The sequence below is a fragment of the Ramlibacter sp. bp-362 genome, assembly GCF_054956735.1.
On sequence record NZ_JBUDXE010000005.1, the window covers coordinates 248,117 to 268,042 of the forward strand.

General features: G+C 71.2%; 21 protein-coding genes. 14 read left to right on the plus strand and 7 right to left on the minus strand.

The genetic code is table 11. The features are described from left to right. The first annotated feature begins 4 nt into the window (after window positions 1-4). Window positions 5-961, plus strand: a complete 957-nt coding sequence (locus tag ACY0MJ_RS09100; RefSeq protein WP_462638072.1) for a hydroxymethylglutaryl-CoA lyase — start codon at window positions 5-7, stop codon at window positions 959-961. Continuing rightward, window positions 952-2,463 carry a class I adenylate-forming enzyme family protein gene (locus tag ACY0MJ_RS09105; protein WP_462638073.1) on the plus strand — a complete coding sequence of 504 codons (1,512 nt, stop codon included), beginning with the start codon at window positions 952-954 and terminating at the stop codon, window positions 2,461-2,463. The genes ACY0MJ_RS09100 and ACY0MJ_RS09105 overlap by 10 nt, the downstream gene beginning before the upstream one ends. Here ACY0MJ_RS09105 and mnhG read toward each other — a convergent pair whose 3' ends face one another. From mnhG to ACY0MJ_RS09135, 6 genes are read right to left on the minus strand one after another with little or no spacing between them, the layout of a single operon-like run. Then, complete coding sequence (mnhG, locus tag ACY0MJ_RS09110; RefSeq protein ID WP_462638074.1) at window positions 2,464-2,802, minus strand: monovalent cation/H(+) antiporter subunit G; 339 nt, start codon at window positions 2,800-2,802, stop codon at window positions 2,464-2,466. Next, complete coding sequence (locus tag ACY0MJ_RS09115; RefSeq protein ID WP_462638075.1) at window positions 2,799-3,074, minus strand: K+/H+ antiporter subunit F; 276 nt, start codon at window positions 3,072-3,074, stop codon at window positions 2,799-2,801. Before ACY0MJ_RS09115 ends, mnhG begins: the two co-directional genes overlap by 4 nt. Continuing rightward, on the minus strand, window positions 3,071-3,559 hold the full coding sequence (locus ACY0MJ_RS09120; protein ID WP_462638076.1) for a Na+/H+ antiporter subunit E: 489 nt from the start codon (window positions 3,557-3,559) through the stop codon (window positions 3,071-3,073). Before ACY0MJ_RS09120 ends, ACY0MJ_RS09115 begins: the two co-directional genes overlap by 4 nt. Further along, a complete protein-coding gene (locus ACY0MJ_RS09125) occupies window positions 3,556-5,205 on the minus strand; it encodes a monovalent cation/H+ antiporter subunit D (RefSeq protein ID WP_462638077.1) in 1,650 nt (549 codons plus the stop codon). Before ACY0MJ_RS09125 ends, ACY0MJ_RS09120 begins: the two co-directional genes overlap by 4 nt. Next, window positions 5,202-5,543: a Na+/H+ antiporter subunit C gene (locus tag ACY0MJ_RS09130; protein ID WP_462638078.1), complete on the minus strand. Its 342-nt coding sequence runs from the start codon at window positions 5,541-5,543 to the stop codon at window positions 5,202-5,204. Before ACY0MJ_RS09130 ends, ACY0MJ_RS09125 begins: the two co-directional genes overlap by 4 nt. Further along, window positions 5,543-8,437 (minus strand): monovalent cation/H+ antiporter subunit A, encoded by a 2,895-nt coding sequence (locus ACY0MJ_RS09135; RefSeq protein ID WP_462638079.1) that lies wholly within the window; start codon window positions 8,435-8,437, stop codon window positions 5,543-5,545. The genes ACY0MJ_RS09130 and ACY0MJ_RS09135 overlap by 1 nt, the downstream gene beginning before the upstream one ends. Window positions 8,438-8,522: 85 nt before the next feature. On the opposite strand from ACY0MJ_RS09135, the gene mutS reads away from it, so the two are divergent. The 6 genes from mutS to ACY0MJ_RS09165 all read left to right on the plus strand — a co-directional run bounded on the left by mutS (window position 8,523) and on the right by ACY0MJ_RS09165 (window position 15,684). Beyond that, window positions 8,523-11,075: a DNA mismatch repair protein MutS gene (gene mutS, locus ACY0MJ_RS09140; protein WP_462638189.1), complete on the plus strand. Its 2,553-nt coding sequence runs from the start codon at window positions 8,523-8,525 to the stop codon at window positions 11,073-11,075. Next, window positions 11,072-11,905, plus strand: a complete 834-nt coding sequence (locus ACY0MJ_RS09145; RefSeq protein ID WP_462638080.1) for a peptidase — start codon at window positions 11,072-11,074, stop codon at window positions 11,903-11,905. The genes mutS and ACY0MJ_RS09145 overlap by 4 nt, the downstream gene beginning before the upstream one ends. Window positions 11,906-12,008: 103 nt before the next feature. Continuing rightward, entirely contained in the window at window positions 12,009-13,013 is a 1,005-nt protein-coding gene (dctP, locus tag ACY0MJ_RS09150; RefSeq protein ID WP_462638081.1) for a TRAP transporter substrate-binding protein DctP, read from the plus strand. Next, the gene (locus ACY0MJ_RS09155) at window positions 13,003-13,542 is read left to right on the plus strand and encodes a TRAP transporter small permease subunit (protein ID WP_462638082.1); all 540 of its coding nucleotides are present in this window, start codon (window positions 13,003-13,005) and stop codon (window positions 13,540-13,542) included. Before dctP ends, ACY0MJ_RS09155 begins: the two co-directional genes overlap by 11 nt. Further along, complete coding sequence (locus tag ACY0MJ_RS09160; protein ID WP_462638083.1) at window positions 13,539-14,846, plus strand: TRAP transporter large permease; 1,308 nt, start codon at window positions 13,539-13,541, stop codon at window positions 14,844-14,846. Before ACY0MJ_RS09155 ends, ACY0MJ_RS09160 begins: the two co-directional genes overlap by 4 nt. 22 nt (window positions 14,847-14,868) lie before the next feature. Continuing rightward, window positions 14,869-15,684, plus strand: a complete 816-nt coding sequence (locus ACY0MJ_RS09165) for an alpha/beta hydrolase (protein WP_462638084.1) — start codon at window positions 14,869-14,871, stop codon at window positions 15,682-15,684. A gap of 109 nt (window positions 15,685-15,793) precedes the next feature. Here ACY0MJ_RS09165 and ACY0MJ_RS09170 read toward each other — a convergent pair whose 3' ends face one another. Further along, the gene (locus tag ACY0MJ_RS09170) at window positions 15,794-16,618 is read right to left on the minus strand and encodes an undecaprenyl-diphosphate phosphatase (RefSeq protein WP_462638085.1); all 825 of its coding nucleotides are present in this window, start codon (window positions 16,616-16,618) and stop codon (window positions 15,794-15,796) included. Between the two features lie 141 nt (window positions 16,619-16,759). Here ACY0MJ_RS09170 and ACY0MJ_RS09175 point away from each other — a divergent pair, with 141 nt between their 5' ends. The 6 genes from ACY0MJ_RS09175 to ACY0MJ_RS09200 all read left to right on the plus strand — a co-directional run bounded on the left by ACY0MJ_RS09175 (window position 16,760) and on the right by ACY0MJ_RS09200 (window position 19,902). Next, complete coding sequence (locus ACY0MJ_RS09175; protein WP_462638087.1) at window positions 16,760-16,909, plus strand: hypothetical protein; 150 nt, start codon at window positions 16,760-16,762, stop codon at window positions 16,907-16,909. 127 nt (window positions 16,910-17,036) lie between these two features. Continuing rightward, window positions 17,037-17,450, plus strand: coding sequence for a DUF2306 domain-containing protein (locus ACY0MJ_RS09180; RefSeq protein ID WP_462638088.1), 414 nt, complete (start codon window positions 17,037-17,039; stop codon window positions 17,448-17,450). Between the two features lie 49 nt (window positions 17,451-17,499). Beyond that, window positions 17,500-17,769, plus strand: a complete 270-nt coding sequence (locus ACY0MJ_RS09185) for a 2TM domain-containing protein (protein WP_462638089.1) — start codon at window positions 17,500-17,502, stop codon at window positions 17,767-17,769. 11 nt (window positions 17,770-17,780) lie between these two features. Then, window positions 17,781-18,077: a 2TM domain-containing protein gene (locus ACY0MJ_RS09190; RefSeq protein ID WP_462638090.1), complete on the plus strand. Its 297-nt coding sequence runs from the start codon at window positions 17,781-17,783 to the stop codon at window positions 18,075-18,077. Next, window positions 18,074-19,111 carry a sensor histidine kinase gene (locus ACY0MJ_RS09195; protein WP_462638092.1) on the plus strand — a complete coding sequence of 346 codons (1,038 nt, stop codon included), beginning with the start codon at window positions 18,074-18,076 and terminating at the stop codon, window positions 19,109-19,111. Before ACY0MJ_RS09190 ends, ACY0MJ_RS09195 begins: the two co-directional genes overlap by 4 nt. Then, window positions 19,108-19,902 (plus strand): LytR/AlgR family response regulator transcription factor, encoded by a 795-nt coding sequence (locus tag ACY0MJ_RS09200; protein WP_462638093.1) that lies wholly within the window; start codon window positions 19,108-19,110, stop codon window positions 19,900-19,902. The genes ACY0MJ_RS09195 and ACY0MJ_RS09200 overlap by 4 nt, the downstream gene beginning before the upstream one ends. Window positions 19,903-19,926 lie beyond the last annotated feature (24 nt).

Consider the following 19,926-nt stretch of genomic DNA (forward strand, 5'->3'; position numbering starts at 1 on the left):
GCCCATGGCCCTGCCTGCGAAAGTCGAGATCCACGAGGAAGGCCCGCGCGAGGGCTTCCAGAGCGAGCCGCCCGGCTTTTCCGTCGCCGACCGCGCCGCGCTGGTGGAAGCGCTGGCCGAGAGCGGCCTGGCGCAGATCCAGGTCGCCTCCTTCGTCAACCCGAAGCGCGTGCCGCAGATGGCCGACGCGCCGGAGCTGTTCGCCGCCATCCGCCGCCGCCCCGGCGTGCGCTACACCGGCTTGTGGCTCAACGCGCAGGGTTTCGAGCGCGCCCGCGCCACGCCCGGCGTCGACCTCGTGGGCAGCCTCTACTTCTATGCGTCGGACGCCTTCGCGCGCGAGAACAACGGCCGCAGCGCCGAAGGGGTGGCGCAGGAGCAGCGCGAATGGGTGTGGCGCTACCGCGCCGCGGGCGTGGCCATCGAGTCCGCCTACGTGATGACGGCCTTCGGCTGCAACCTGGAAGGCGAGATCGGCGAGGCGACGCTCGCCGCGCCGCTGCGCTTCCTCGCGCAACTGCAGCGCGAGGAGGACTTCCGCGTCCCCAAGCTCTACCTCGCCGACACCGTCGGCATGGCGAACCCGCATTCGGTGCGCCGCCGCATCGCGCTCGCGCGCGAGATCCTGCCGCAGGCGCGCATCGGCCTGCACCTGCACGACACGCGCGGCCTCGGCATGGCCAACGCCTTCGCCGCGCTGGAGGAAGGCGTGGACCTGTTCGACGCGTCCGTCGCCGGCCTGGGCGGTTGCCCCTTCTGCGGCAACGCGCACGGCGGCGCCTCGGGCAACATCTGCACGGAGGACCTCGCCTTCCTCTGCGCCGAACTGGGCATCGCCAGCGGGCTGGACCTGCCCAAGCTGCTGGAGGCGGCCCGCCTGGCCGAACGCATCATCGGCCGCCGCCTCGACGGCCGCCTGATGCACAGCGGCCTGCCCACGAGGAGCACCGCATGGAGCTGAGCACCCAGGCCTCGCGCATGACCGTGGGCGCGCTGTTCCGCCAGCGCGCGGCGCTGCAGGCCCAGGCCATCGCGCTGAGCGACGGCAAGCACGCCCTCACCTACGGCGCGCTCGGCGACCGAGTCGCGCGGGTCGCGGCGGGACTGCAGGCGCTGGGAGTGAAGCGGCAAGACCGCATCGCCGTCTGGTCGGAGAACTGCTTCGAGTACATCGAGCTGGAGCTCGCGGCGGCGCAGCTGGGCGTGACGGTCGCCTGCCTCAACTGGCGCCTTTCGGACGAGGAGCAGCGGCACTGCATCGCGCTTGTCGCGCCGTCGCTGGTCGTCGTGTCGCCGCGTTACGCGGCGGCCTGGGAGCGCCTCGCGATTTCCGGCCCGCGCGTGCTGCCGCTGGACGCGAACTTCGGCGACTGGCGCGACAGTCACGCTCCCGCCGCGCCCGACCCGGAGGTGGACCCGGAGGACGGGCTCGTCATCCTCTACACCAGCGGCACCACCGGCTTGCCCAAGGGCGCGCTCGTCTCGCAGCGGGCGATGGCGGCGCGGGCGCTGGTGTTCTCCTCCGAGTACGGCATCACGGGGCGCGACAGCTTCATCGCCTGGTCGCCGCTGTTCCACATGGCGGCCACCGACCACGCGCTCGCGACGCTGCTGCTGGGCGGCACCGTGCTGGTGTGCGACGGCCTGCAGCTCGATCGCATCGCCGCCTGGCTGCAGCAGGAGCCCGTCGGCTGGCTGCTCGCCATGCCGGGCATGATCGAGCAGATGATCGCCGCGCTGCGGCCGCTGCAGGGGCGGCTGCGCGGGGTGAAGGTGGTGGGCGCGATGGCCGACCTCGTGCCGCGCCAGCAGGTCGCGGAACTCACGGCCATCGTCGGCGCGCCCTACCTCAACACCTTCGGTTCGACCGAGACCGGGCTGCCGCCGGCGTCCGCCTCGCTGCTCGCGGCGGGCGAGGTGCCCGCGTCGCTCTCCAAGCGCGTCAACGGCTGGTGCCTGGTGCGGCTGGTCGACGCCGAGGGCAAGGAGGTGCCGCCCGAGACGCCCGGCGAGATGACGGTGCGCGGCCCCACGCTCTTCTCCGGCTACTGGGGCAACCCGCAGGCGACGGCGCAGGACTTCCGCGGCGGCTGCTTCCACATGGGCGACATGTTCGTGCGCCACGCCGACGGCAGCCTGGATTTCGTGGACCGGCTGAAGTACATGATCAAGTCGGGCGGCGAGAACATCTATCCGGCGGAGATCGAGCGCGTGCTGCTGGCGCACCCGCGGGTGCGCGACGCCGCCGTGGTGCGCAGGCGGGACGCCCGCTGGGGCGAGGTGCCGGTGGCCTTCGTGGCCTGTGACGAGGGTGCCTTCGATGCGGAGGCGCTGCTCGCGTTCTGCCGGGAGCGGCTGCCGTCGTACAAGATGCCCAAGGAGATCCGGCCGATCGCGCTGGCGGAGCTGCCGCGCAGCAGCACGGGGAAGATCCAGAGGCACGAGCTGGAGAAGCGCCTGTAGCTAGGAGCGGTCGTCGGTGTAGAGCGGCGGGGGCAGCGACTCGCCGCCGGCGGTGCGTTCGCGGAACAGCGCGGCGCGGGCGACCAGGACGGTCGTCACGGGCGCGGCGATGGCCAGCACGATCACGATCAGCCAGACATGCAGCGACAGCGGGCCCGGGCCCGCGCTGAAATGGACGATGCAGGCCAGCGTCACCGCCCAGGCCGCCAGCGTGGTGGCCAGCGAGCTCGCGTGCAGGCGCAGGAAGAAATCCGGCAGGCGCGCGACCCCCAGGGCGCCGGCCAGCGCGAGGACGCCGCTCGCCAGCAGGAGCAGCGCGACGATCGCGTCGACGATCATTCGATCACCTCCCCGCGCAGCAGGAACTTGGCCATCGCCGCCGAACTGACAAAGCCGAACAAGGCCATCAGCAGGGCCGCCTCGAAGTACATCGTGCTGTCGTAGCGGATCGCCAGCGCCAGCACCAGCAGCATCGCGACGGTGGCGCTGAAGTCCAGGGCGACCACGCGGTCCTGCGCGCGCGGGCCGCGGAACAGGCGCGCCAGGGCCAGCACGATGGCCAGGGCATACAGCACCAGCGTCAGCGTGACGGCGACGGACAGCAGCGTCATCCGAAGATCTCCTTGAGCGGGCGCTCGTAGCGCGACTTGTAGTGGGCGATGAAGGCCGCCTCATCGGGGAGGTCGAACACGTGGATCAGCAGGCTGCGCCGGTCCGCGGCCAGCTCCGACCAGACGGTGCCCGGCGTGACGGCGGTGATGACGGCCAGCGCCGCCAGTCCATGCGGATCCTGCAGCTCCAGCGGCACGGCGACGAAGCCTCCCCGCGGTGCGCGCCGGCGCGCCCGCAGGATGCCCCAGGCGACGGCGATGGCCGCGGTGACCACGTCGATGGCCACGTGCGCGATCAGCCGCACGAGCAGCAGCGGATGGCGCAGCGGCGGCCCGGGCGGACGCAGCGGCAGCACCAGCACCGGCAGCAGCAGCCCGGCGATGGAACCCAGGAGCAGGTGGGCCGGCGCCAGCGAATCGTTCAGCACCAGCCACATCGCCCAGAGGGCGGCCGACAGCCACGGCGAAGGCAGCCAGCGCTTCATCGCGCGCCCTCCCGGGCAGGCGCCGGCACGGGCTTCGCACCGAGAATGGCCTCGGTGTACTGGCGCGGCGCATGCAGCGCGGCGGCGGCGTCGCGCGTGAAGCGCAGCGCCGGTTCGCCGGCCGCGGCGAGCGTGATGCAGCCGGCCAGCAGCAGCGTGACGGGCAGCACCTCGATCACCCGCAGTTGCGGCGCCACGCGGTCCTGCAGCGTCCAGAAGTGCGAGATGAAGGCGCGGATCAGGGCGATCGCCGCCGCCAGGCCGGAGAGGATCACCAGCGAGAACAGCAGCCAGCGCGAGCCGGGTTCGCCCGCCGTGGCCGGCGCCTCGAGCAGCGCGCCCAGCATCGCCACCTTGCCGACGAAGCCCGAGAGCGGCGGCAGCCCGGCGACCACCATCAGGCACACGAGGTAGGTGAGCGCCAGGAAGGCCAGCGCCGCCGGAATGGCGCGCCCGACCAGCGCCATCTGCTCGTCGTCGAGGTTCACGTCGCGCGGAGGCTCGCCGAACACGAGCAGCGTGCCGTCGTCGTCGACGATGGGCGGGTCGACCTCCGCCCGCCGAGAGCGCTCGACGAGTTCGGCCAGCAGGAACAGCGCGGCGCCGCCCAGCGTGGAGCTCGCCATGTACACGAGCGCGCCGGCCGTCACGCCGGGCTGGTCGAGGCCGATGGCCGCCAGCACCAGGCCCGAGGAGCTGATGATGCTGTAGCCCGCGACGCGCGCGAGCTGCTGCGAGCCCATCATGCCGACGGCGCCGAAGGCGAGCGTGACCAGGCCGCCCCAGGCCAGCACCGGGCTGCCGAACAGGGCCGAGCCGCCGGCGCCGAGCGGGAAGCACAGCGTCCACAGGCGCAGCACGGCGTAGACGCCCACCTTGGTCAGGATGGAGAACATCGCGGCCGAGGGCGCGCTGGCCGCGGCATAGGCCGGCGCCAGCCAGAAGTTGAGCGGCCAGAACGCCGCCTTCGCCAGGAAGGCCACGCCCAGCAGCGCCGCCGCCGCGTGCAGCAGCCCGCGGTCCTCCTCCGGCACGAGCGGCAGCTTCTGCGCGATGTCCGCCATGTTCAGCGTGCCGGTGATGCCGTACAGCAGCGCCACGCCGATCAGGAACAGGAAGGAGGCGACCAGGTTGATGGCGATGTAGTGCAGGCCCGTGCGCACGCGGGTCGTGCCGCCACCGTGCAGCAGCAGGCCGTACGAGGCCGCCAGCAGCACCTCGAAGAACACGAACAGGTTGAACAGGTCGGCCGTCAGGAAGGCGCCGCACAGCCCCATCAGCTGCAGCTGCAGCAGCGGATGGAAGTGCACGCTGGCCCGGTGCCAGCGCGCCAGCGAGAACATCAGCGCCGCGGTGCCGGTGCAGGCGGCCAGCACGAGCATCAGCGCCGAGAGCCGGTCCAGCGCCAGCACGATGCCGAAGGGCACGGGCCAGTTCCCCGGCAGGTACACGGCCACGGCCTCGGCGCCGTCGCCGGCGCGCGCGAGCAGCACGAAGGCCAGCACCAGGCTCGTGAGCATGGACAGGAGGTTGAGCGCCGCCTTGGCGCGGCGCCAGCGGTCGCCCATGGCCAGGAGCACGGCGGCGGAGGCCAGCGGCAGCAGCACCGGGACGGCGACGAGATGGTCGGTGGCGGGCAGGCTCAAGGGGGCGCCCCCCCGTCCACGTGGTCGCTGTCGGTCAGGCCGCGCAAGGCCAGCAGCACGACGAGGAACAGCGCCGTGGTCGCGAAGCCGATCACGATGGCCGTGAGCACCAGCGCCTGCGGCATCGGGTCGGTGTAGTTCACCAGGTCGGCCGGCACGCCCGGTTGCACGATGGGCTCGCTGGCCACCGAGAGGCTGCCGACGCTGAAGATGAACAGGTTGGTGGCGTACGACAGCAGCGACAGCCCCACCAGGACCTGGAAGGTGCGCGGGCGCAGCACCAGCCAGACGCCGGCCGACGTGAGCACGCCGATGGCCAGGGCGATGATGATTTCCATCAGGCGGGCCCTCCGGGGGGCCGGCGGCGCGCCCGCAGCGACTGGTGCGCCAGCGCCGTGAGCAGCAGCAGCGTGGAGCCGAGCACGACCGAGAACACGCCCAGGTCGAAGAAGGTCGCGCTCGGCAGGTGCAGCTCGCCGAGCACCGGCAGGGTGAAGTGCGCGGTGTGCGTGGTGAGCAGCGGGTAGCCGAACACCAGCGAGCCGATGCCGGTGAGCACGGCCAGCAGCAGCCCCACGGACATCCACGCCGGCGGCCGCACGTTCAGGCGGTCCTCCACCCACTGCGTGCCGCTCACCATGTACTGCGTGACGAAGGCGATGGCCACCGTCAGGCCCGCGACGAAGCCGCCGCCCGGCTGGTTGTGGCCGCGCAGGAACAGCTGCAGCGCCACCAGCAGCATGATCGGCAGCAGCAGCCGCACCAGCACGGCCGGCACCAGCAGGTAGCCGCCGCTCGCCTCCTCGCGCGCCTCGTCGAAGGCTTCGCGCGGCTGCATCAGGTCGGTGCCGGGCGCGCGCGCGACGAGCTGCTGCGGCGGCTGCTCGATCACCTCGCGCGGCGGGCGGAAGCGCCGCAGCAGCGCGTAGATCGTCAGCCCCACGGTGGCGAGCACGGTGATCTCGCCCAGCGTGTCGAAGGCACGGAAGTCGACCAGCATCACGTTGACCACGTTGTGGCCGCCGCCTTCCGGCAGGGACCTGGCGAGGAAGAAGGGCGAGATGCTGGTGGCGCCCGTGCGCGTGAGCAGCGCGTACGACAGCGCCGAGAGGCCGGCGCCGGCGAGCACGGCCAGCACGAGGTCGCGCCGGCGGCGCCAGCGGGCGCGCCAGGCGATGCGCGGGTCGTCCTGCGCGATGCGCTTGGGCAGCCAGCGCAGGCCCAGCAGGAACAGCACCATGGTCACCGCCTCCACCGCGATCTGCGTCAAGGCGAGGTCGGGCGCGGAGAACCAGGCGAAGGTCACGCAGACGACCACGCCGACCACGCCCAGCAGCGCCAGGGCCACCAGCCGGTGGAACTTGGCCTGCCAGGCCGCCCCCACGGCGGCGGCCGCGCCCACGAGCCACAGCAGCACGAAGGCCGGGGTGGCCGGCACGCGCGGGCGGTGCCCCCACTCGAGCGGCACGACCACGGCGGCGGCCAGCGCTGCGGCGCCGGCCGCGACCAGGATCCAGAGCAGCTGGATCTGCAGGTGGCGGGTGCTGGCGTAGCGCAGCAGGAGGCGCGCGCCGGACGTCAGGCCCACCAGCACCGCGCGGAAGGCGCGCTTGCCGTCGAAGCGGCCCAGCGGCGCCGGGTCGGAACGCTTCAGGCGGGCGCCGAACAGCAGGTACACGACCAGTCCGCCGGCCATGGCCAGGAAGCTCATGGCGAGGGGCCGCGTCACGCCGTGCCACAGCGCCAGGCTGTAGGCCGGCAGCTCGCCGCCCACGACCGGGGCCGCCGCCGCATCGAGCACGGGCCGCACCGCCAGGTTGGGCGCGATGCCGACGACCAGGCAGGCCAGCACCAGCAGCTCGATCGGCAGGCGCATCCAGCGCACGGGCTCGTGCGGCTCGCGCGGCAGGTCGCGCGGCTCGCCGCGGAAGAAGACGTCGTAGCCGAAGCGCAGCGAATAGACGACGGCGAAGATGCCGAAGATGGTGGCTGCGACCGGCAGCCCGTATTCCACCACCGGCGAGGCGCGCAGGTAGACCGTCTCGGCGAAGAACATCTCCTTGGAGAGGAAGCCATTGAGCAGCGGCACGCCCGCCATCGCGGCGCAGGCGACCATGGCGAGCACCGCCGTGCCCGGCATGTAGCGGTACAGGCCGTCCAGGCGGCGCATGTCGCGCGTGCCCGTCTCGTGGTCGATGATGCCCACGGCCATGAACAGCGAGGCCTTGAAGGTCGCGTGGTTCAGCATGTGGAAGACCGCGGCCACCGCAGCCAGCTTGCTGTTGAGGCCCAGCAGCAGCGTGATCAGCCCCAGGTGGCTGATGGTCGAATACGCCAGCAGCGCCTTCAGGTCGTTCTGGAACATGGCGACGCACGCGCCCAGCAGCAGCGTGATGAGCCCGGCGCCGCCCACCACCCAGAACCACACCTCGGTGTCCGCCAGCACCGGCCACAGGCGCGCCATCAGGAACACGCCCGCCTTCACCATGGTCGCCGAGTGCAGGTAGGCCGACACCGGGGTCGGCGCCGACATGGCGTTGGGCAGCCAGAAGTGGAACGGGAACTGCGCGCTCTTGGTGAGCGTGCCCGCCAGAACCAGCAGCACGATGGGCAGGTACAGCGGATGCGCCCGCACGCGGTCCCCGGCGGCGAGCACCTGGTCGAGGTCGTAGCTGCCCACCACGTGACCGAGCAGCAGCACGCCCGCCAGCAGCGCGAGCCCGCCGGCGGCCGTGACGGTGAAGGCCATCCGGGCGCCTCGCCGGGCGTCCCTGCGGTGGTGCCAGTACCCGATCAGCAGGAAGGAGAACAGGCTGGTGAGCTCCCAGAACACCACCAGCTGCACCAGGTTGCCCGAGACCACCACGCCCAGCATGGAGCCCATGAACCCCAGCATCTGCGAGTGGAACCGCGCGGCCGGGTCGTCGGGCGAGAGGTAGTAGCGCGCGTACAGCGCCACCAGGGCGCCGATCACGCTGACCATCATGGCGAACATCCAGGCGAAGCCGTCGATGCGCAGCACCAGGTCGATCCCGGCGCTGGGCAGCCAGGCGATCCGCTCGGTGATCACGCCGCCGTCGGCGATGCGCGGGAACTGCAGCCCCACGCCGATCGCGATGGCCAGCGACACGGCGCCGGCCAGCAGCGACTCGCCGTTGCGCGCCCTCGTGGGGAGCACCGCGGCAACGAAACTGCCGGCGAACGGCAGCAGGAGGATCCACCACAAGGACATGACTGTCCGAGTTTAGTGGAGCGCCGGCCGGCGCCCCCCCGATAATCGCGCGGTGCCGACCTCCGACCTGAGCGCCCACACCCCGATGATGGCGCAGTACCTCGCCATCAAGGCGGACTACCCGTCCACGCTGGTCTTCTACCGCATGGGCGACTTCTACGAGCTGTTCTACGCCGACGCGGAGAAGGCGGCGCGCCTCCTGGACATCACCCTCACGCGCCGCGGCATGTCGGCGGGCGAGCCGGTGGTGATGGCGGGCGTGCCCTTCCACTCCGTCGAGGGCTACCTCGCGCGCCTGATCCAGTGCGGCGAATCGGTGGCCATCTGCGAGCAGGTCGGCGAGGTCGGCGCGGGCAAGGGGCCGGTGGAACGCAAGGTGATCCGGGTCGTGACGCCCGGGACGCTGACCGACTCCGAGCTGCTGGCCGACAAGTCCGAGGCGGTGCTGCTGGCCGTGCACCAGGGCGCGAAGCACCGCGTGGGCCTGGCCTGGCTGAGCGTGACGCAGGGCGCGCTGCAGCTGGCCGAGTGCGACGCCGACGACCTGGCCGACTGGATCGCGCGCGTCGCGCCCAGCGAGCTGCTGCACAGCACCGAGCTGACCCCCGCCTTCGCCCAGAAGCTGCAGGCCGCGCGCGGCGCCGTGCCCGCGAGCCTGCGGCCCGGCTTCCAGTTCGACGCCGGCCTGGGGCAGCGCAAGCTGCTGGAACAACTGCACGCGGCCAGCCTGTCGGCCTGGGGCGCGGAGGACCTGCCCGAGGCGCACGCCGCCGCGGCCGCCCTGCTCGCCTACGCCGAACACACGCAGGGCCGGGCGCTCTCGCACGTGCGGCAGCTGCAGGTCGTGCGCGCGGACGAACGCATCGAGCTGCCGCCCGCCACGCGGCGCAACCTGGAGCTGGTGCGCACGCTGCGTGGCGAGGACAGCCCCACCCTCTTCTCGCTGCTGGACACCTGCCAGACCGGCATGGGCAGCCGCATGCTCAAGTCCTGGCTGCTGGAGCCGCTGCGCGACCGCACCGTGGCGCAGCAGCGCCTGGACGCGATCGCCGCGCTGCGCGAAGGGCCGTGGCAGAAGCTGCGCGCCGAACTCAAGGGCATGAGCGACGTCGAGCGCATCACCGCCCGCACCGCGCTGCGCCAGGTGCGCCCGCGCGAGCTGGTGGGCCTGCGCTGGGCGCTGGCGAAGTCGGGGCAGCTCGCTTCGCTGCTGCAAGGCCAACCCGGGCTGCTGGCGCAGGCGGCGGCGGACCTGCAACCGCCCGCGGGCTGCGCGGAGCGGCTGGCCGCCACCTTGCGCGAGGACCCCTCGGCGCTGGTGCGCGACGGCGGCGTGATCGCCACCGGCCACGATTCCGAACTCGACGAACTGCGCGCCATCCAGGACAACTGCGACGGCTTCCTGCTGGAGCTGGAGACGCGCGAGCGCGCGCGCAGCGGCATCGCCAACCTGCGCGTGCAGTACAACAAGGTGCACGGCTTCTACATCGAGGTCACGCAGGGCCAGCTGGACAAGGTGCCGGAGGACTACCGCCGCCGGCAGACGCTGAAGAACGCCGAGCGCTTCATCACGCCGGAGCTCAAGGCCTTCGAGGACAAGGCGCTGTCGGCGCAGGAGCGGGCGCTGGCCCGCGAGAAGTGGCTGTACGAGCAGCTGCTCGATGCCCTGCAGGACCACGTGCCTGCGCTCACGCGCCTCGCCCGCGCGCTGGCGACGCTGGACGCCTTGTGCGCCCTCGCTGAACGTTCCCTGGCGCTGAACTGGTGCCGCCCGCAGTTCATGAAGGAGCCGGGCATCGAGATCACGCAGGGCCGCCACCCCGTGGTCGAGGCGCGCCTGGCCGAGACGACCGGCGGTGCCTTCATTCCCAACGACACGCGCCTGGGGCCGAAGCAGCGCATGCAGGTGATCACCGGCCCCAACATGGGCGGCAAGTCCACCTACATGCGGCAGGTGGCGCTGATCTGCCTGCTGGCGGCCATGGGCTCCTACGTGCCGGCGCGGGCCTGCCGGCTGGGACCGCTGGACGCGATCCACACCCGCATCGGCGCGGCCGACGACCTGGCCAACGCGCAGTCCACCTTCATGCTGGAGATGACGGAAGCCGCGCAGATCCTGCACGGCGCCACCGCGCAGAGCCTGGTGCTGATGGACGAGATCGGCCGCGGCACCTCCACCTTCGACGGGCTGGCGCTCGCCTCGGGCATCGCCGCCCACCTGCACGACCGCACGCAGGCCTTCACCCTCTTCGCCACGCACTATTTCGAGCTGACCGAGTTCCCGGCGAAGCACCACTGCGCCGTCAACGTGCACGTGGGCGCGACGGAGTCGGGCGCCGACATCGTGTTCCTGCACGAGATCCAGCCGGGGCCCGCGAGCCGCAGCTACGGCATCCAGGTCGCGCGGCTGGCGGGCCTGCCCGCGGCCGTGGTGAACCATGCGCGCCACGCCCTGGCGGCGCTGGAGCGGCACCAGGAACAGAGCCGCGAGCAGGTAGACTTGTTCGCGCCTCCCCCCGCCGCCGAGGCGCCCGCGCCCAGCCGCCTGGAGGCGGCGCTCGCGGCGCTGGACCCGGACGCGCTGGCGCCGCGCGATGCCCTCGACGCCCTGTACACGCTCAAGAAGCTCCTTCCATGACCTACTGCGTCGGCATCAAGCTCAATGCGGGCCTCGTGTTCCTGTCGGACTCGCGCACCAACGCGGGCGTGGACAACATCAGCACCTACCGCAAGATGATCATCTACGAGAAGCCGGGCGAGCGCTTCATGGTGCTGCAGTCGGCCGGCAACCTGAGCATCTCGCAATCGGTGCGCGAGATCCTGCAGGTGGAGCAGCTGCGCGAGGACGGCGCGGGCGAGCCGGTGACGATCTGGAACGCCACCAGCATGTTCGACGCCTGCCGGGTGCTGGGCCAGGCCGTGCGCCACGTGTACGAGCGCGACGCCAAGGCGCTGCAGCAGGCCGGCGTGGAGTTCAACGTCAACCTGATCCTCGGCGGCCAGATCCGCGGCGAGGGGATGCGCCTGTTCCAGGTCTATTCGGCCGGCAACTTCATCGAGGCGACCGCCGAGACGCCCTACTTCCAGATCGGCGAGTACAAGTACGGCAAGCCCGTGCTCGACCGCGTGCTGACGCCCGAGACCGACCTGGACGAGGCGGCCAAGTGCGCGCTGGTCTCGATGGACTCCACCATGAAGTCCAACCTGTCGGTGGGGCCGCCGCTGGACCTGGTGGTGTACGAGGCGGGGAGCTTCGCCACCGACAAGGTCGTGTGCATCGATGCGCAGAATCCCTACTTCCGCATGCTGCGCACGGGCTGGGGCCAGAAGCTGCGCGAGGTCTTCGACAGCCTGGACGACCCGGTCTGGGACGAGAGCCACACGGAGACGCCGCTGCGCACGCAGCAGCCGGGAAGCCGCAGCAAGCCCCTCAAGAAGATCACCCGGGCTGACGAGAAGCTGATCTGACGCATCCCGGGGGCGCCCCTTCATGGTATTTCCCGATGGCCTGCCGGGCCGTGGGCCTGCGATATTGGACGAGATTCCAATTGCACCTCTGGAGAAGAGAACCATGGCATTCCATTCCCTCGCGAAGACCGCCCTCGCCGGCCTGCTGGCCGCCGCCTTCGCCGCCCCGGTGTTGGCCGACAACATCGTCCTGAAGGCCTCCCACCAGTTCCCCGGCGGCAAGGGCGACGTGCGCGACGAGATGGTGCAGATGATCGCCCGCGACGTGAACAAGGCGAACGTCGGCCTCGAGATCAAGGTGTTCCCGGGTTCCAGCCTGGTGAAGGCGCAGGAGCAGTGGAAGGCCATGCTGAGCGGCCAGATCGACATGTCCTCGTTCCCGCTGGACTACGCCTCGGGCTTCCACCCGCAGTTCGGCGCCACGCTGATGCCCGGCCTGGTGAAGAGCCACGAGCACGCCCAGCGCATCAACACCTCGCCCTTCATGAAGGACATCAAGAAGATCATCGAGGACGGCGGCGTGAAGGTCCTGGCCGACGCATGGCTGGCCGGCGCGTTCGGCGGCAAGGACAAGTGCATCCGCCAGCCCTCGGACGCCGCGGGCCTGAAGGTGCGCTCGGCCGGCGCGACCTTCTCGCAGATGTGGGCCGGGGCCGGCGCCTCGATCGTCTCCATCCCCTCCAACGAGGTCTACAACGCGCTGCAGCAGGGCGTGGCCCAGGCCACCGACACCTCCTCGGGCAGCTTCGTGTCGTTCCGGCTGTACGAGCAGCTGAAGTGCCTCACGGCGCCCGGCGACAACGCCCTGTGGTTCATGTACGAGCCGGTGCTGATCTCCAAGCGCAGCTGGGACCGCCTGAACGACGCGCAGAAGATGGCGCTGACCCGCGCCGCGCAGAAGGCCGAGGCCTTCTTCAACGCCGAATCGAAGAAGCTCGACGACAAGATGGTCGAGACCTTCAAGAAGCACAACGTGGAAGTGATCACGCTGAGCGACGCCGAGGCCGACGCCTGGCGCGCCGTGGCGCAGAAGACCTCGTACAAGGCCTTCGCCGAGAAGGTGCCCGGCGGCAAGGAACTGATCGAGAAGGCGCTGAGTGTCAAGTAGCGCCCCGCGGCTGCCCGCCTGGGTGGCCGCGGTGCACGCGATCTCGCGCGCGTTCGGGGTCTTCTCGGCAGGCCTGATCCTGCTGTCGATCTTCGTCGTGTGCCACATGGTCTTCGTGCGCGCGGTCCTGGGCGAGTCCTCGATCTGGCAGACCGAGTTCACCACCTTCGCGCTGATCGCCGCCACCTTCCTGGGCGCGCCCTACATCCTGCTCACGCGCGGCCACGTGGCCGTGGACGTGGTGCCGTTGATGGTGCGCGTGCCCATGCGCCGCAAGCTGCACTTCGCGGGCAGCACGATGGCGCTGGTGTTCTGCGTGTTCTTCTTCTTCGCGTCGCTGCCCTGGTGGTACGAGACCTGGCACCTGAACCAGACCACCTCCAGCATCTGGCGGGCGCGGCTGTGGATCCCCTACCTCTCGGTGCCGGTCGGCCTGGCGCTGCTGTGCCTGCAATACCTGGCCGAGGTCTACCTGGTGGTCACGGGGCGCGAGCTGCCCTTCGGCCTGGCCGCCGAGGAGAAGATGTGAGCGCGATGGGCATCGGTTTCCTGGTCTTCCTGGCCACCTGCCTGGTGCTGGCGACGGGCCTGCCCATCGCCTTCGGGCTCGGCGCCGTGGCGCTGTTCTTCATGGTCGTCTTCGACGGCTGGAACAGCATCAATTTCGTGCCCGAGACGGTGTTCGCCGGCCTGAACGACTTCACGCTGGTGTCGCTGCCCATGTTCATCATCATGGGCGCGGCGGTGGCGTCGTCGCGGGCGGGCTCCGACCTGTACGAGGCGCTGGCGCGCTGGCTCCACCGCGTGCCCGGCTCGCTGGTGATCTCCAACATCGGCGCCTGCGCCCTGTTCGCGGCGCTGAGCGGCTCCTCGCCCGCCACGTGCGCGGCCATCGGCAAGATGGGCATCCCCGAGATGCGCCGCCGCGGCTACGACGCCGACCTCGCCACGGGCGCCATCGCCGCGGGCGGCACGCTGGGCATCCTGATCCCGCCCAGCATCACGATGATCCTGTACGGCATCGCGTCGGAGACGTCGATCGGCCGCCTGTTCATCGCCGGCATCATCCCCGGCCTGCTGCTCACCGGGCTGTTCATGGCCTGGGCGCTGTTCCTCAGCTGGAAGCGCGGCACCCGCCTGGTCGACTCCAACGTGCGCTATTCGCTCCAGCAGAAGCTGGAGCTGATGCCCAAGCTGCTGCCCTTCCTGGCCGTGATCGTGGGCGTGGTCTACGCGCTCTACGGCGGCATCGCCACGCCCTCCGAGGCGGCGGGTGTCGGCGCCGCGCTGTGCCTGGTCATGGTGATCCTGATCTACCGCGTGTGGAAGCCGGCGGACCTGTGGGTGATCCTGCGCGACGGCATGCGCGAGTCCGGCATGCTGATGCTGATCATCGGCACGTCCATCCTGTTCGGGTACATGATGTCCTCGCTGCAGGTGACGCAGGCGGTGGCCACCTCGATCGCCGAGATGCAGGTGAACCGCTGGATCATCCTGCTGGCCGTCAACGTGCTGCTGCTGGTGGCGGGCTGCTTCCTGCCGCCGGCGGCCATCATCCTGATGACCACCCCGATCCTGATGCCGGTGATCACGGCCGCCGGCTTCGACCCGATCTGGTTCGGCGTGGTGCTGACGATCAACATGGAGCTGGGCCTGATCACGCCGCCGGTGGGCCTGAACCTGTTCGTGATCAACGCGATCACGCCGGACGTGCGCCTGCCGACCATCCTGAAAGGCGCCCTGCCCTTCATGATCTGCATGGTGCTGGCGATCCTGATCCTGTGCGTGTTCCCGGAACTGGCGACCTGGCTGCCCTCGAAGGTGATGGGCTGAGCGGAGGGGGCACAATTCCCGGGTGTCCCTGATCGTCTTCTCCCACGCCAACAGCTTCCCCGCCGCCACCTACGGCGTCCTCTTCAAGCACCTGCGCACGCGCGGCTTCCTGGTCAAGGCCGTGGACCAGTTCGGCCACGACCCGGACTACCCCGTCGAGAACAACTGGCCCGGGCTGGTGCGGCAGCTGCACGACTTCGCGGCCCGCGCCGTGGAGCAGGCCGGCGAGCCGGCCTGGCTGGTGGGCCACTCGCTGGGCGGTTTCCTGAGCCTCATGTGCGCGGCGCGCCATCCGGAACTCGCGCGCGGCGTGCTGCTGCTCGATTCGCCGCTGCTGGGCGGCTGGAAGTCGCATGCCGTACGCGCGGCCAAGCACACGCCGCTGGTGGGCGCCATCTCGCCCGGCGCCGTCAGCCGCAAGCGCAAGAACCGCTGGCCCACGCGCGAGGCGGCGCTGGAGCACTTCCGCCGCAAGAAGGCCTTCGCCGCCTGGGAGCCGCAGGTGCTGGTGGACTACATCACGCACGGCACGCACGACGAGGACGGCCAGCGCGTCCTCAGCTTCGACCGCGACATCGAGACCGCGATCTACAACACGCTGCCGGACAACCTGCAGGCGCTGCTGAAACGCCATCCCCTGCGCTGCCCGGCGGCCTTCATCGGCGGCCTGCAGTCCGAGGAGATCGGCCAGGTCGGCCTGGGCATGACGCGGCGCGTGACGCAGGGGCGCATGACCATGCTCGATGGCAGCCACCTGTTCCCGATGGAGAAGCCGCTGGCGACGGCGGCGGCGATCGAGGCGGCTTTGCTGGGGATGGGGGCAGCTGGGGTTCGCTGACGCTCACCGCCAGCCTACGGAGCGGTGGGGTTCGCTTCGCTCACCGCCACCCTACCGTACCGGGCCTGCTATCTCGTAGGGTGGTGGTGAGCGCAGCGAACCCCACCGATCACGCGTGCCAATCGACCCACCCGGTCCACGACGTCACCAGCACGATCACCCCGAACGCGATCCGGTACCACGCGAACGGCGTGAAGCTGTGGCTGGAGATGTAGCGCAGCAGCCAGCGCACGCACAGCCACGCGCTCACGAACGAGAACAGCAGGCCCACCGCGAACATCGGCAGGTCGCCCGCGCCGAGCTGGCCGCGCTCCTTGAACAGGCTGTACGCCCCGGCTCCGATCAGCGTCGGGATGGCGAGGTAGAAGGAGAAGTCCGTGGCGGCCTTGCGCGACAGCCCCAGCAGCATGCCGCCGATGATGGTGGCGCCGCTGCGGCTGGTGCCGGGCACCAGCGCGAGGCACTGCACCAGCCCGAGCTTGAGCGCGTCGGTCCAGCGCATCTCCTCCACCTCCTGGATGCGCACGGCCGGGTGGTGCCGGCCTTCGGCCCACAGGATCACGAAGGCGCCCAGGATGAAGGTCGTGGCCACCACCGCGGGCGTGAACAGGTGTTCCTGGATGGCCTTGCCGAACAGCAGCCCCAGCACCACGGCCGGGACGAAGGCCACGGCGACGTTGAGCGCGAAGCGCTGCGCCTGCCGCTCGCTGGGCAGCGCGACGATGGTGCTGCGGATCTTCTGCCAGTAGACCAGGATCACGGCCAGGATCGCGCCGGTCTGGATCGCGATGTCGAAGACCTTGGCCTTGGCGTCGTCGAAGCCCAGCAAGGTGCCCGCCAGGATCAGGTGCCCCGTGCTCGAGATGGGCAGGAACTCGGTCAGTCCCTCCACGATGCCCATCAGGGCGGCCTTCACCAGCAACACGGCGTCCACGCGAGCTCCCGCAGCAAAAGCGCGGATCATACGGAACGCCCGGCCACGGCCGCCGTCCGACAGGGGCTGTCGGATTCCGCGAGCCACCGCCGCGCATGGAACCTACAGGAAGCCCTGGGCCCGCACCCCACCATGGGCCCCATGAAAATCATCAGCCTGCTCCATGTGGTCCTCGCCCAGGCGTTCTACCGCTGGGCGATGCGCGAGATCAATCCGATGCACCCGGACGTGCCCAAGATCATGCTGCGCCAGCAGCAGCTGGCGGAGAAATACCGCCGCATCTGGACCTGACCCGGGCACCTCCCGCGCCGTCCCGGCGCCATTTCGCGCCGCTCCCGGCGCGTTTCGTCGCATCCCGCTCGCCGGCTGAAGCGGGCATCGGCACAGTGCGCTCCGTCCCCAGCACACGGAGCCCGCCATGCAGATGTCCCCCGTCATCGCCGTCCACCTGAGCGCCGCCCTCGCGGCCATCGCCATCGGTCCGGTCGCCCTCTGGGCCCGCCGCGGCCCCGCGCCCCGTCCCCGCCTGCACCGCGCCTTCGGCTACGCCTGGGTGACGCTGATGATCGTCACGGCCGTGTCGGCGCTGTTCATCCGCGACTTCCGCCTGCCCAACCTGGCCGGCTACACGCCGATCCACCTGCTCGTCCCGGTGGTCGCGTTCAGCCTCTTCGGCGCGTTCTGGAAGCTGGCACGGCGCGACATCGCCGGCCACCGCCGGATCATGCAGTGGCTGTACATCGCCGCCTGCGTGGTCACCGGCTTCTTCACCCTCCTGCCGCAGCGCTACCTCGGCCAGATGCTCTGGACGCAGCTGGGCCTGCTGGCCTGATCCTCCCCGACCTCACCTCGCCTGATCCATCGACCCGAAGGAGCACACCATGCATTCCGACCACGACAGCATCGAACGCCAGGCCCGCCGCCGTGCCGGCGCCAAGATGGGCTGGTTCATCCACGCCTTCGTGTATCTCGCCGTCAACCTTGCGCTGGCGGTCCTGTCCGCCGCGAGCGGGCGGCACTGGGCGGTGTACCCGGCCTTCGGCTGGGGCCTCGGCCTCGCGATCCACGGCATCGTCGTGTTCCTGGTGGCCGGCGGCGGCGGCCTGTACGAGCGCCTGGTGGCCCATGAGCGCCGCCAGCTGCTCCCCTAGAATCCACCGCGATGTCCGAGCGCCTCAGCCCCGAAGAGATCGAGCACCTCGCGCGCCGCCGCGCGGGCGCCAAGATGGGCTGGTATCTCCACGCGACCGTCTACGTGCTGGTCAACGTGCTGCTGCTCGCCCTGTCCTCCCATGGCTTCGGCCACCGGCCCTGGTCGGTGTTCCCGGTGCTCGGCTGGGGCGTCGGCCTGGCGCTGCACGGCGTGTCCGTGTTCGTGCTGGGCAAGGGCAGCGCGCTGCGCGAACGCATGGTGGCGCGCGAACGCGAGCACCTGCGGCGCCAGCAGGACCGGCCGTGACCCGCATCGATCCCGTCGCCAAGCTGCGCAACGTGCTGCAGGTGACGGCCTTCTGCCTGGCGATCGCCACCGCGCAGTACATCGTCACGCCGGAACGCCCTTATGGCCCGCAGGTGGCGTACTCCCTGGCGATCGGCCTGCTGATCTGGGCCGTCGTGGACCTGGGCCGGCACCTGTTCCCCTCGGCCGCGGAAACGGGCTGGCCCACCGGCTTCGCGGGCCCGGCGCTGGTGCTCGTGGCCGTCGCGGTCGGCTTCGTCGCCGGCAGCGCCCTGGGCGACGCGATCTCGCGCGGCCTCGGCCTGTACGGCGGGCCCCCGGCGGACCCGCAGGCGCAGCTGCGCAGCTCGCTGATCGTGAGCGTCGTGGCGGGCGTCGTCGGCACCTTCTACTTCTACAGCATCGGCAAGTCCCGCTACCTGGAGCGCCAGATGGGCGAGGCGCGCCGGCATGCGGACGAGGCGCGCCTGAAGCTGCTGGAGACGCAGCTCGAGCCGCACATGCTGTTCAACACGCTGGCCAACCTGCGGGCGCTGATCGCGGTGGACCCGCCGCGCGCGCAGCAGATGCTGGACCACATGATCGCGTACCTGCGCGCGACGCTCGCCGCCTCGCGCGCGACCACGCATCCGCTGCAGGCGGAGTTCGACCGCCTGCGCGACTACCTCGAGCTCATGGCGATCCGCATGGGGCCGCGGCTCGCCTACACCCTGGACCTGCCGCCCGATCTCGCGGGCGCGCGCGTGCCGGCGCTGCTGCTGCAGCCGCTGGTGGAGAACGCGATCCAGCACGGCCTGGAACCCAAGGTGGAAGGCGGCCGCATCGCGGTGCAGGCGCGACGCGAGGGCCCGCTGCTGGCGCTGGAAGTGGACGACACGGGCGCGGGCGACGCGCACGGCGGCTCCGGCGGCGCCGGCTTCGGACTGCAGCAGGTGCGCGAGCGGCTCGCCGCCCTGCATGGCGAGGCCGCCGCCCTCGCGTTCCGTGCCGGGCCGGAAGGCGCGCAGGCCCGCATCACGCTGCCTCTCGCATGAACCCCACCGCCCTGATCGCCGAGGACGAACCGCTGCTGGCGCAGGCGCTGCAGGCCGAACTGGCGCGCGCCTGGCCGGAGCTGCGCGTGCTCGCGACCGCGGGCGACGGCGCGGCCGCCGTGCGCGCCGCGCTGGAGCTGCGGCCGGACGTGCTGTTCTTCGACATCCGCATGCCGGGCCAGGGCGGCCTGGAAGCCGCCGCCGAACTGGCGGAGGAGTGGCCGGCCGGCGCGCCCTTCCCGGCGCTGGTGTTCGTGACAGCGTACGACCAGTACGCGCTGCAGGCCTTCGACGCGCAGGCGGTCGACTACGTGCTCAAGCCCGTGCAGGCCGCCCGCCTGCAGAAGACGGCGCAGCGGCTGCGCGAGGTGCTGGCGCGGCGCGCGGCGCCCGCGGCCGCCGGCCTCGAGGCGACGCTGGGCCAGCTGCGCCAGCTGCTGCAGGCCGCCGCGCCGGCGCCGCAGCCGCTGCTCAAGGTGATCCAGGCCGGGGTGGGCTCCGGCATCCGCATGGTGCCGGTGGAGAGCGTCGTCTACTTCGAGGCGGCCGACAAGTACGTCCGCGTCGTCACGGCCGCCGGCGAAGTCCTGGTGCGCACGCCGCTGAAGGAACTGCTGCCGCAGCTGGACCCGCAGCTGTTCTGGCAGGTGCATCGCGGCACGGTGGTGCGCGCCACGGCCATCGAGTCCGTGCAGCGCGACGAGGCCGGCAAGCTCCACCTGGTTCTGCAGGGGCGGACCGAGCGCCTGCCGGTGAGCCGGCTGTACGCCCACCTGTTCAAGGCCATGTGATCCGTGGCGAACCCCCGGCCAGAC

What these genes read in the sequence shown, in the direction of transcription:
- ACY0MJ_RS09135 (WP_462638079.1), bottom strand. Translation starts at nt 8,437, where the DNA reads ATGTCCTTGTGGTGGATCCTCCTGCTGCCGTTCGCCGGCAGTTTCGTT.
- mutS (WP_462638189.1), top strand. Translation starts at nt 8,523, where the DNA reads ATGATGGCGCAGTACCTCGCCATCAAGGCGGACTACCCGTCCACGCTG.
- ACY0MJ_RS09200 (WP_462638093.1), top strand. Translation starts at nt 19,108, where the DNA reads ATGAACCCCACCGCCCTGATCGCCGAGGACGAACCGCTGCTGGCGCAG.
- ACY0MJ_RS09185 (WP_462638089.1), top strand. Translation starts at nt 17,500, where the DNA reads ATGCATTCCGACCACGACAGCATCGAACGCCAGGCCCGCCGCCGTGCC.
- ACY0MJ_RS09115 (WP_462638075.1), bottom strand. Translation starts at nt 3,074, where the DNA reads ATGACGCTGCTGTCCGTCGCCGTCACGCTGACGCTGGTGCTGTATGCC.
- ACY0MJ_RS09180 (WP_462638088.1), top strand. Translation starts at nt 17,037, where the DNA reads ATGCAGATGTCCCCCGTCATCGCCGTCCACCTGAGCGCCGCCCTCGCG.
- ACY0MJ_RS09145 (WP_462638080.1), top strand. Translation starts at nt 11,072, where the DNA reads ATGACCTACTGCGTCGGCATCAAGCTCAATGCGGGCCTCGTGTTCCTG.
- ACY0MJ_RS09190 (WP_462638090.1), top strand. Translation starts at nt 17,781, where the DNA reads ATGTCCGAGCGCCTCAGCCCCGAAGAGATCGAGCACCTCGCGCGCCGC.
- dctP (WP_462638081.1), top strand. Translation starts at nt 12,009, where the DNA reads ATGGCATTCCATTCCCTCGCGAAGACCGCCCTCGCCGGCCTGCTGGCC.
- ACY0MJ_RS09175 (WP_462638087.1), top strand. Translation starts at nt 16,760, where the DNA reads ATGAAAATCATCAGCCTGCTCCATGTGGTCCTCGCCCAGGCGTTCTAC.
- ACY0MJ_RS09130 (WP_462638078.1), bottom strand. Translation starts at nt 5,543, where the DNA reads ATGGAAATCATCATCGCCCTGGCCATCGGCGTGCTCACGTCGGCCGGC.
- ACY0MJ_RS09105 (WP_462638073.1), top strand. Translation starts at nt 952, where the DNA reads ATGGAGCTGAGCACCCAGGCCTCGCGCATGACCGTGGGCGCGCTGTTC.
- mnhG (WP_462638074.1), bottom strand. Translation starts at nt 2,802, where the DNA reads ATGATCGTCGACGCGATCGTCGCGCTGCTCCTGCTGGCGAGCGGCGTC.
- ACY0MJ_RS09120 (WP_462638076.1), bottom strand. Translation starts at nt 3,559, where the DNA reads ATGAAGCGCTGGCTGCCTTCGCCGTGGCTGTCGGCCGCCCTCTGGGCG.
- ACY0MJ_RS09100 (WP_462638072.1), top strand. Translation starts at nt 5, where the DNA reads ATGGCCCTGCCTGCGAAAGTCGAGATCCACGAGGAAGGCCCGCGCGAG.